Raw genomic sequence first — 9,501 nt, forward strand, 5'->3', positions numbered from 1 at the left:
GAGTACTCGAACTGTAGATAACCACATACTGCGTTTGCGCCAAAAGTTGCCAACACTCCAACTAGAGACACATCGTGGCGTTGGCTACCGTTTAGTTGGGGATTCGAAATGAAAGTAACATCGTTAACCGCTTTGCTGTGTGCGTTACCGTTTGCGAGTCATGCGACTTGGTTTACAGAGACACCTTTACAACGATCTTATCAATCGCTACTTAATGAGCAACCGCAGCTTGCATGGCAAGAGCTACAGATCGCACTCAATCAAGAATCGCTCGATAGTCAGCTTTGGCTGCCCGTAAAACAAGAAATACTCACTAGAACTCAATGTGGAAGAACACTTAAACAAAGCGACGGACCTGCCCACCACATCCAAGTGAGTTTTATTAAACGTTACGGTCTTTCGTCACAAGGCTATCAGATTAAGATCTCAGCCGAGCCACGCAGAAGTGACCTAAATAAAAAAGCACAGCCAGTCACACTCATCGCTCCTGATGGTCTTACGATGATTGAAGGACAGCTCAACTCGGGCGTCGACTATCAAGAAATCGAAACCAATGAGATGTTCATCAAACCAGAATCTGGTGTTTATCAATTAACCGTTGGGACGAACAACTACCCACTTGTAGTCGCTTTAGATGACAGCAATCGCTGGTTAGCACTGGAGAATAAGCTTGAGAACGCACACGTTGTGGTCACGCCGCCAGAGGTTATCGATAACTGCCCTAGCACCCATGTAAGTTGGCAATGGTTTGATGAAAACTACAACATGTTAGGTTTCAAAGTTCCGATCAAAGCAAAACACGTCGCTGTTCCTACAGAAAGCCCATCAGTAGGTAAAGCTAGCCACTTGAGTGCCTCTGTAGAAAAGTTTGAATACCAAGGCGCGATTGAAATCCAATATGTTCAGCGTGTTGCGGTGCCCTTCTGAAGGCCAACCACAACAAGATACTGATGGTTGTTTGAATTAGAAATAGAGACATATAGGTGACAAAACACTAACGCATCTCAGATGTAATAACCGTACTTACTCTTTACGGAATATCGATATGCTTAGTATCCACCACAAATTTAATGCTACATCTTGTGCCATTTTGGCCGTATTCGCCGCTTGTGCTTTTTCAACACATGCTCAAGAGAACGATTTAATACTTGCCGACCACACCGCCAACGACACCGTTTCGATATCACCAGAAACGCTCATGATAGATTGGAATGACCTAAGCATTAACAGTGCTTCGCTAACCGTTAACCGTATCCCTCAAACAGTGGCCGAGATAACCAAGGATTCAACCAGTGCCGCTTGGACGTTAATGCCAAGCCGTATCGCAGTAACCGCAGAGTTAAATCAAGGTGAACTTGACCTCCAATTCACGCTACCTTCCGATATCAAGGTAAAGCGCAATCAACCAATAGAACTAGCGTGGTTCAACCTTGCGGAACAAGAAACACAAACACTGCTTCTGCCCTTTAGTGAAGGTATGCGCGTGCCTACCAACAATAAGCGATGGGCGAATTATCTCGCCAATAACCACTCTGGAAGCAACACCACTCAAGACCTAAAGATGCCGTTTTGGACCACACAACAGAATGGTCAATTCATCAGCTACCAATTGATCAACCCAACCAATAACCAACTGTTTTTTAATGATGTAACGTCTGAATCGGACTGTAAAAACAAGTCCCTTATCGATATGAGCGCATCGCATCAGTTCACCGCGCTAAATCAGTCACAACCTTTTGCTGTACGTATCACGCTTGGCGATTCAATGCTCGATGGTGCCAAGCAATACCGCGACTGGCGCATCGCCAATGGGTTGTCAGAATCACTAGCCTCAAAGCAAGCGCGTAATCCAGACATTAGCAAGCTGGTTGGTGCAAGTCATGTCTACCTGTTTGGTAAAGATCCTTTGAGTATCCAAGATGTAACAGACTGGTGGGGACTAAAAGAGTGGTACTTTGAACGCTCTAAGCTCAACATATATAATCAAGCTAAGCGTGAGCTATCCACTTTGTCTAAGGGTAAGGACTGGTTGAGCCAATACCACAAACAGTTGCTGTTGGATTCTATTAGCCAATCTCTACAAAGCTTTTATGCCATCGCATCCCCGACACTCACTGATAACACGATTGAGGCGCAATACATCGCGGCGCAAAGTCGAAAAAACTGGTTGTCTGAACACACGTCGTCATTTCTTAACTCACCAGATACTTGGGGGCAAGCCTTATCATCCGGCATGGTCGATAATCTAAACAACGCAGGATTAAACAAGCTTTGGTTGGGCTTTGATAACTGGATGCCTGCTTTTTATCAACCAAACGCAGTCGAGTTAGCAAAGCAATCTGGTTATCTGGTGGGGACTTACGACTCCTATAACACTGCAATACCGGCTCAGTTAAATGACAGCTGGTTAACCGCTCAGCTGCCAGATCCAATAAGAAAAACATGCGCGATTGAGCTAGCCGATGGGAGTTTAAAAAAAGGATTTCGTGGTAACGGCTTCTACTTAAACCCCAATTGCCATTTGGACTATGTAAAACAGCGCGCCAAAGACATCATGAACTTTGGTCACTTCAATAGTTTGTTCTTAGATGTCGATGCAACGGCAATGGCCCGTGAGGACTACAGTGACAATACCAGTGAGTCGGAAATGCTTTCTGCCTTTAATAACCGAATGCAGGGGCTGAGCGAACAACCGTCTCCGGTGTTGGGCTCTGAAGACGGCAACAGCTTGACCACCAAGGGCATTGCGTTTGCACACGGCTTGGAAACGGTAGGGTTTGGTTGGACAGATAAAGATATGAAAGAAAACCGCCAGTCTCCCTACTTCCTAGGTCGCTGGTACCCAGATCATAAGCCGGACTTTTTCTTCAAACCAGCAAAGGTTAAAGAGCCCTATAAGTCGCTACTGTTTTCGCCGCAATATCGTGTACCGTTATACCAAACTGTATTCCATGATGAAGTGATTAATACGCACCATTGGCACTCAGACAGTCTCAAGTTTACCAATGTGAAAGCCAGCCGTGACTTAACAGCCATGCTATATAACACGCCCGCGATGGTTCACTTAACCAGAGACGAAGCTCTCAAAAGTACAAGCCCGAGGCTCAAAGCCTTAAAACACTACCAAGATGGGTTTGAGCCGATACACGAACAGTTGTGGGATAAAGCGTTGATTGATTTCTCATGGTTAAATAACCACGGTACCGTCCAACAAACCACGTTCAGTGATGGCAGTAAGATCATCGCCAACTTCTCAGACCAAGTGTTTGATAAAGGCGACATCGATGTGGCTTCGGCTTCCATCAATGCGATATTAAGCAATGGAGAAGTCATAAAGTGGAAAGCCGAACTTAACTAAAGTGATTAATTTAGTCCCTTAGCTGTTAGCAGAAAACCAAGGGGGTTAGCTTACCTTAATAAAGCTAAGATTAAGCTAACCAAGCTACTTGCGCTTCTCACTCTGAAACGCTGTGAGTAGATAATCGATAAACACCTTCTTGCGTTTCGGCATTAATTGTCTGTCGGCATACACCAAGCTTACCGAAACTTGTGGCATGTCGTATTCCGGCAGCAGCTTCACCAGTCGACCCGTCTTGAAATGCTCCCGACAGATGAACTCAGGTAACACTGCTAGCCCTAGGCCATCGACACAGGCCGTTAAACACGCGGTAATCGTGTTTACCCGGAGTTGGCTTGGTAGCTGAATCAATTCAGACTCCCCATCACCTAATTGCAATTCCCACTTAGGTAAACGTGCGGCTTTGTTTACCACCTCTATCATGCGAAAAGGAATCTTAAGGTCCTTTGGCGTGTGTATTGGGCCAACTTGTTCTAGATACTTAGGGCTCGCCACTAACACACGTTTAGAGGTTGTTAGGTATCGAGAAACTAAACTTGAATCAACCAGCTCACCAATCTGCGCGTAAAGGTCGATCCCTTCGCCGATGATGTCAACTTCTCGGTTGGTTAGCTCCAAGTTCATCGTCACATTCGGGTATTCAAGCAGAAAGCTATGGATGTATTTAGCAAGCACTTGATGACCCAACTCTACCGGTAGTACTACATTCAATGGACCACGAATCAGGTCTTGGCTTGCAGAGACTTCTAACTCCGCTTGATTCATGATCTCTTGCATTTGAAGGCTCGACTGATAGAAGCGCTCTCCTTCAGGCGTGAGTATCAAACTGCGAGTTGAACGAGTGATCAGTCTCACACCTAAATGCTGTTCTAGCTCTGCTAATTTTCGACTCACTGTTGATTTCGTCATATTCAACACTTCAGCAGCATGCGTAAAACTCCCACAATCAACCACTTGTGTGAAAACAGTCACAGCATTTAAGTCCATAAGACCTCCGAAAACTATAATTAGTAAGATTTTTGCAACAGTGTTTCCCTTTTTTCCTATCTTATCAATCAATCAGATTCATTTACAATTCGTTACATCCAAATAAAAACAAAATGAGAAAAGAGAAATGGCAGAGAACAACACCGCTTCGCAACAAGTAAGCACAAAAAAACGTAAAAAAGCCCCGCTTATTGCCACTGCGATCATGCTGTCATTGGGTTTAGCTGGCGCTGGATATTGGTACGGTTACGGTCAGTACTTTGAGTCGACCGATAATGCCTACCTACAAGGCGACATTACCAATATCAGCCCTAAGGTATCTGGCTATATCGTTAAGTCCTATGTAACGGACAATCAATCTGTTAAGGAAGGCGATCTATTGGTTCAAATCGATGATCGTGACTACCAAGCAGCGCTTGCTCAGGCTAACGCTCACCTAGCCGTCGTTCAGTCTGACGTAAAGAACCTTATCGCCCAACAGACGTTACAACGTAGCAAAATTAGTCAAGCAGAAAGTGGCGTCGATTCAGCAGAAGCAGAATACGAACGTGCGATTCAACAAGTGCAGCGCTCGCGTAGCCTGTTAAAACGTAATTATGCATCTCAAGATGAAGTCGATAGCATGGTCTCTCAACAAAAAGTGACTCTTGCTGATTTAGAAGAAGCAAAAGCAAACCTTGTGGCTAGCAATGATCAATTAACCGTTATTGCCAGCGAGATAGAACAAGCCAAAGCTTCGGTCACTGAAGCCCAAGCACAACAAGAACAGGCACAGCTAAACCTTGATTACACCAAAGTTTACGCACCAACAGACGGTGTAATTGGTAAACGAAGCGTACGTGAAGGCTTGTTGATTCAAGCTGGTGCTCCACTTATGAGCTTAGTGCCAAACAACCAAGTGTGGATTGAGGCGAACTTCAAAGAGACGCAACTTAGTGGCATTCACAAAGGCCAAACGGTTGAAGTCGAACTCGACGCTTTCCCAGGACAACCGCTTGAAGGTGTTGTCGATAGCTTCTCACCTGCAACTGGTGCTAAGTTCGCACTACTTCCACCAGAGAACGCAACGGGTAACTTCACGAAGATCGTTCAACGTGTACCCGTAAAAATTACGATTCCAGACCAGCAAGGGTTAAAAGGTAGATTGCTTCCTGGTTTGTCTGTGGTTGCGACCATCGATAAACGAGGTTAGACCATGAGCAGCGCTGGTGTTATCAACTCAACTCATGATGAGGACAAAGTATCAACTCGCCATTGGATCGCCCTATTTGGCGGCTTGATCGGTGCGTTTATGGCTATCTTGGATATCCAGATCACCAACTCGTCTCTTAAAGATATTCAAGGTGCGCTATCTGCTACCCTAGATGAAAGTTCATGGATCTCGACCTCTTATCTAGTCGCAGAAATGATCGCTATTCCTCTCAGTGGTTGGCTTTCAAAAGCATTAGGTAAACGTCGTTACCTAACATGGACTACAGCGATCTTCACCGTGTCATCGTTACTGTGTTCATTCTCTTGGAACATGACCTCGATGATCGTGTTCCGTGCGATGCAAGGTTTTAGTGGTGGTGCTTTGATACCACTTGCCTTCTCACTCGTTATACAGTTACTGCCTATCAACAAGCGTGCTGTCGGCATGGCTTTGTTTGGCGTTACCGCGACATTTGCTCCATCTATCGGCCCCACGTTTGGTGGCTGGTTAACCGAGAACTTCTCGTGGCATTACATTTTCTACATCAACATCCCACCAGCCCTGCTTGTGATCACCATGATCCGGTACGGCTTGGATGATGAAAAGCTCGACCTTGGTACGCTGAAGAAAGCCGATTGGTTCGGCATCGCTACCATGGCACTTGGACTTGGTTGTTTAGAAGTGGTGCTAGAAGAAGGCAACCGTGAAGAATGGTTCAGTTCAAGCTTTATCATTACGTTGAGCATCATCTCTGCAGTGAGCTTAGTCTACTTCGTCATCAATGAGCTTCAACACAAAAAACCATTGGTTAACTTACGGCTATTACGAGATGGGCAGTTTGCGATGTCTTGCTTAGCGTACCTGATATTGGGTATGGCATTACTTGGCTCTATCTACGTATTGCCGATGTACCTCACTCAGATTCAGCAATACAACGCGATGGAAATCGGCGAAGTACTCATGTGGATGGGTTTTCCTCAACTGTTGATATTTCCAATGGTACCTAAGCTGACTCAAATCATTAAGCCGAAATACTTAGTGACCTTTGGCTTCGCGATGTTTGGTTTCAGTTGTTACGTAAATACCCACATGACCATAGATTTTGGTGGCCAACAGTTGATCTTATCTATGGTATTGCGTGCGATTGGTAGCCCGTTCATCATGGTTCCGCTCTCTTTAGTGGCGATGAAGAACATCAGAAAAATGGATACGCCTGACGCCTCTACACTAACTAACGTTATGCGTAACCTAGGCGGGGCGTTCAGTATTGCGATCATCGCTACCCTTTTGGACAACAAGACACGTGAGCATCTAGCACATATTAAAGAGTCACTACCTTCAGTAAGTCAGTTAGGTTGGCAAACACTCAAAGATCAACAAGCGTTCTTTATCCAATCTGGCAGTGATGCCGCGACAGCGATGCAACAAGCACAGGCAAGCCTGTTAGGAACCATGCAACGTGACGCAGCTATCATGGCCTACAATGATGTGTTTCTCATGATGACTGCATTCTTGGCATTAGCTGCAGTGCTAATTCTTAGTATGCGTGATTAAGTTTTAAGGCTTACAAATGCCGTTTGAATCGTAGATAAATACAGTTCCAATTAAACAAAGAGGCGAGTCTAACCGCTTGCCTCTTTTGCTCAAACAAGTGTTAACCTCACAAAACTAAGGGAAAAACAGTAGCCGAGGAGCAACACTCTCGATTGTTTGTGAATACTCTTTAATTACCAATAGCTTATTGATCATATAGATGTGAACCGAGCATCTTGACAATGTGCAACCTGACACCTAAATTAAAAATATCATTTGGTATAAAGGAAAATGGATTTGACCTTACTAGGAGACCTAAGGGTTTTAATTGTCGACGACTCTAAAAGCGCGACGATTCTGATCAAACAACAGCTAGCTAGTTTAGGTATTGCCCACGAGTGTATTTTCATTGCGACGGATTATCGACAAGCCATTAAGGCTGTCGAAACGCATGCGTTTCATGTACTTCTCATTGATTACCACTTAGAGCAATCTTTTACCGGCTTTGAGCTACTAGGTATTCTGTATCGTAATCGACTTATCGACCACACGGTTGCAACAATTTTACTCTCCGGGGATATGCGCCAAGAAACAGTGCTTACGGCCCTATCAGGAGAAGCTCACCATTTTATTTCTAAGCCAATTAACACCCAGGCATTAGGCAAAAAGATCAAAAGTGCCGTGTTTGAGTCAAGACAAATAGACCAACTCAACCACCTATACCCCATTACCACACCGGAATTACTCAAACAGGCATTAGAAATAACCAGCGAGAAATCCAACGTTCAATTCGAAGCAACACTGATTGAGCACCTAATCGCTGGGAAGAAGTGGCAATTGCTCTCTAGTCTCATCACTCACTCTAAAACTAACATGCACCCAACCAAATTGGTCGCAGAAGCCTTAATTCTAGACAGCTTGGGAAAGCCGAATTTGGCAATAGAGAAACTGCACAACTACCTTATCGTGCAACCACTATCGTTAAACGTGATTGATTGCCTCAGCTGCATTTATGAAAAACACAACATGCTACTGCCCGCGTTAAAGTTGGCTATTCGCGCATTTGAGATGACGCCAAGTATTAGCCATCGCGCAATCAGAGCGATCGATTTGGCTGAGAACGCTGACAATACACACATGCTTATTAAGCTTGGTGAAATGTACGCAAGCCATATTTCACCCGCCGATATCGACGTAATACATTCTATTAGAACTCACTTCGATTCTCTTAAAGCGACGTACCAAAGAGAAACTCAAGTACAGAATAAGCGTCTTTTGCTTGAGCATGCCAACCAATTTACCGAGCTGGTCAATTTGAAGCTTCCCGCCACGCTTCAACAACAAGTGTTAGCAAGCCTCGCCCTCTTTCATAGCAATATATTGTTGATTGAAGGCAGCCCGTTCGTTGCACACAAAAAAGTGATACGAGCAACTACATTGTTAGCTAATCAGTTTTACAATCAACCGACTTCACTGCTATCGCAACTTCTGCCTTTGCTCTGCCACTTTGGTGAATACTCTTTGTATCACATCGTTGAGGAGTGTTTGAAATCACGCGGTGAGACAATAAACGATAAACTGGAATCTCGCAAAGACGATCCTTCGAACTGTATCAACATCGAAGACTCAGGTTCGCTCCAAGAGCTACGCGACTTTATTACCAATTACCCCTATTCAGTCGCCGCTAAGCTAGACTATCTTTACGCTGTCAATAACGCATGCGTTGAAACAGACCTTAGCGACGAATACGTGGAAGATCTTATTCAGTTAGACCTTCCTCCTAGATGGAATCAATGGATTAGTGACTCATCAAAATATGGTTATTCCACTAAGCCGCCCAGCCCATTTTCAACATGCAGCCGACAGGAGTCTATATGCTAGATTTTGATGCTTTAAATGCCTACCTAGACAATGACAGAGATGTCATTTTTGCCGTGTTATCAACCTACCAAGAAGACCATGGTAATTCATTACAAGAGATCGAAGAACTGGTGCAACAGCAAGATTGGGGCAAGCTTCATTTCACGGTGCATACCTTAAAAGGCATATTAGCCAGCTTCGGGGAAGAGACAGCAACAGTTGCCCTCGAAAGAGTTGAACAAAACACGTTTAACAAAGTTGCTCCTGAAGCTGATGACCTTTCACTCATCTACAGTGAGATGAAAATTATTAATCAACAAATCGATGAAGTGCTCAGCACCTATTAATCTGGATGTCGTCCCTATTAATCAAGGATTTCGTCCCGCTGACTCCATTTTGTCCCACCACCAAATAACGATCAGTACTGAGGTTTTGTAGAATCACAGAACCTCTACACTTGTCATTTTCGTGAATAATTTATTCCTTTCGTATTACCTATGAGTTCAAATCGTTTGGATGTATTTAAGTAGCGAAGCTACTCTATACGTTTAAATTTTATGAAAATGAAAAC

Annotated in this window: 8 protein-coding genes; 7 read left to right on the forward strand and 1 reads right to left on the reverse strand. The window is 44.3% G+C overall.

From position 1 onward, the window contains the following. The 3 genes from BCT81_RS24380 to BCT81_RS24390 form a co-directional block, all read left to right on the forward strand. Positions 1–112, forward strand: a 112-nt coding sequence (locus BCT81_RS24380) for a winged helix-turn-helix domain-containing protein (RefSeq protein ID WP_133152713.1), incomplete at its 5' end; no start/stop codon positions are given. After that, positions 109–927, forward strand: coding sequence for a DUF2861 family protein (locus tag BCT81_RS24385; RefSeq protein WP_102426142.1), 819 nt, complete (start codon positions 109–111; stop codon positions 925–927). The genes BCT81_RS24380 and BCT81_RS24385, both read left to right, overlap by 4 nt. 118 nt (positions 928–1,045) lie before the next feature. Beyond that, positions 1,046–3,358, forward strand: coding sequence for a glycoside hydrolase (locus BCT81_RS24390; RefSeq protein ID WP_102426143.1), 2,313 nt, complete (start codon positions 1,046–1,048; stop codon positions 3,356–3,358). A gap of 84 nt (positions 3,359–3,442) precedes the next feature. On the opposite strand, the gene BCT81_RS24395 is transcribed toward BCT81_RS24390, so the two are convergent. Beyond that, a complete protein-coding gene (locus BCT81_RS24395; RefSeq protein ID WP_102426144.1) occupies positions 3,443–4,345 on the reverse strand; it encodes a LysR family transcriptional regulator in 903 nt (300 codons plus the stop codon). Between the two features lie 127 nt (positions 4,346–4,472). On the opposite strand from BCT81_RS24395, the gene BCT81_RS24400 reads away from it, so the two are divergent. The 4 genes from BCT81_RS24400 to BCT81_RS24415 all read left to right on the forward strand — a co-directional run bounded on the left by BCT81_RS24400 (position 4,473) and on the right by BCT81_RS24415 (position 9,277). Further along, complete coding sequence (locus tag BCT81_RS24400) at positions 4,473–5,537, forward strand: HlyD family secretion protein (RefSeq protein ID WP_102426145.1); 1,065 nt, start codon at positions 4,473–4,475, stop codon at positions 5,535–5,537. Positions 5,538–5,540: 3 nt separating this feature from the next. Next, positions 5,541–7,091, forward strand: a complete 1,551-nt coding sequence (locus tag BCT81_RS24405) for an MDR family MFS transporter (RefSeq protein WP_102426146.1) — start codon at positions 5,541–5,543, stop codon at positions 7,089–7,091. Between the two features lie 270 nt (positions 7,092–7,361). Continuing rightward, the gene (locus BCT81_RS24410; protein WP_102426147.1) at positions 7,362–8,951 is read left to right on the forward strand and encodes a response regulator; all 1,590 of its coding nucleotides are present in this window, start codon (positions 7,362–7,364) and stop codon (positions 8,949–8,951) included. Further along, complete coding sequence (locus BCT81_RS24415; RefSeq protein WP_008216978.1) at positions 8,945–9,277, forward strand: Hpt domain-containing protein; 333 nt, start codon at positions 8,945–8,947, stop codon at positions 9,275–9,277. The genes BCT81_RS24410 and BCT81_RS24415 overlap by 7 nt, the downstream gene beginning before the upstream one ends. The last annotated feature ends 224 nt before the right edge of the window (positions 9,278–9,501 follow it).

The organism is Vibrio sp. 10N.261.52.A1, assembly GCF_002876325.1.
GTDB classification, from domain to species: domain Bacteria; phylum Pseudomonadota; class Gammaproteobacteria; order Enterobacterales; family Vibrionaceae; genus Vibrio; species Vibrio chagasii.

Coding starts and splice junctions, on each gene's coding strand:
- BCT81_RS24385 (WP_102426142.1), top strand. CDS start 109: ATGAAAGTAACATCGTTAACCGCTTTGCTGTGTGCGTTACCGTTTGCG.
- BCT81_RS24390 (WP_102426143.1), top strand. CDS start 1,046: ATGCTTAGTATCCACCACAAATTTAATGCTACATCTTGTGCCATTTTG.
- BCT81_RS24395 (WP_102426144.1), bottom strand. CDS start 4,345: ATGGACTTAAATGCTGTGACTGTTTTCACACAAGTGGTTGATTGTGGG.
- BCT81_RS24400 (WP_102426145.1), top strand. CDS start 4,473: ATGGCAGAGAACAACACCGCTTCGCAACAAGTAAGCACAAAAAAACGT.
- BCT81_RS24405 (WP_102426146.1), top strand. CDS start 5,541: ATGAGCAGCGCTGGTGTTATCAACTCAACTCATGATGAGGACAAAGTA.
- BCT81_RS24410 (WP_102426147.1), top strand. CDS start 7,362: ATGGATTTGACCTTACTAGGAGACCTAAGGGTTTTAATTGTCGACGAC.
- BCT81_RS24415 (WP_008216978.1), top strand. CDS start 8,945: ATGCTAGATTTTGATGCTTTAAATGCCTACCTAGACAATGACAGAGAT.